This window comes from Colwellia sp. MB02u-10 (genome assembly GCF_014077185.1).
Lineage (GTDB): Bacteria > Pseudomonadota > Gammaproteobacteria > Enterobacterales > Alteromonadaceae > Cognaticolwellia.
In genome coordinates, this window is sequence record NZ_JACGVK010000143.1 from 1 (window position 1) to 939 (window position 939).

At 42.9% G+C, this 939-nt stretch carries 2 tRNA genes and 1 rRNA gene; all 3 read left to right on the plus strand.

Features of this window, described 5'->3' with window-relative positions:
* Window positions 1-102, plus strand: a 16S ribosomal RNA gene (locus H4J59_RS19085); the annotation flags it as partial.
* 230 nt (window positions 103-332) lie between these two features.
* Window positions 333-409, plus strand: a tRNA-Ile gene (locus H4J59_RS19090).
* 121 nt (window positions 410-530) lie between these two features.
* Window positions 531-606 (plus strand) — tRNA-Ala (locus tag H4J59_RS19095).
* The last annotated feature ends 333 nt before the right edge of the window (window positions 607-939 follow it).

Consider the following 939-nt stretch of genomic DNA (forward strand, 5'->3'; position numbering starts at 1 on the left):
TTTAACCTTTCGGGGAGGACGGTCACCACTTTGTGATTCATGACTGGGGTGAAGTCGTAACAAGGTAACCCTAGGGGAACCTGGGGTTGGATCACCTCCTTATCTTGAAGTAAAACAGCTTAATGGATACTTCGGTATCACGAGTGTTCACACAAATTACATGATAACAAATTAGAAGAAGTCCAAACATGCTAGTGCTTCAACCCTTTTAGGCGAAGTTAATTTGCTTGAGTTCAAGGCGTACGAGGAATGAGCGTTGGAATTACCGTCTGGTAATGACAAGCGAATGACGAGTGCAACGAAGAAATCAAGTAAAGAAACAAGTATAAAATAGGTCTGTAGCTCAGCTGGTTAGAGCGCACCCCTGATAAGGGTGAGGTCGGCAGTTCAAGTCTGCCCAGACCTACCAATTTACGCCACTTGCTGCGTTGGAATGATACTCGTGTAGAAAACCTACACTTCGCATCCTTCCGCCTTGCAACTGACGTAAATCTGCGTTTCGTTTTAGCTTAAAGTGTGTTTCCCATTGCGGGGCTATAGCTCAGCTGGGAGAGCGCCTGCCTTGCACGCAGGAGGTCAGCAGTTCGATCCTGCTTAGCTCCACCACTTCTTCACTAAAGAGAGAGGCCAAACTTAAACTATCAAAAGTTGATAAGTTAAGTTTGGTTTTTTAAACCAAGTCCTCACCGAATGCGTGTGAAAGACAAATTCTTTAACAATCTGGAAAGCTGATATAAATACCGGTATTTATATGATGAACACGGTGTCGCGCTGTTGTTTGTAAATTATAAATACCAAGCTGTTATTAATAGGTATATCGCCTGTTAATGATGGTGATTACGGGTCCTCCTCGGAAACGTAATCAACCCGGTAATAAGTTTACTTTTACGAGTTAAATTTGTTACCACTCTTATTCAAGACACACTTTGTGTGCGTGAA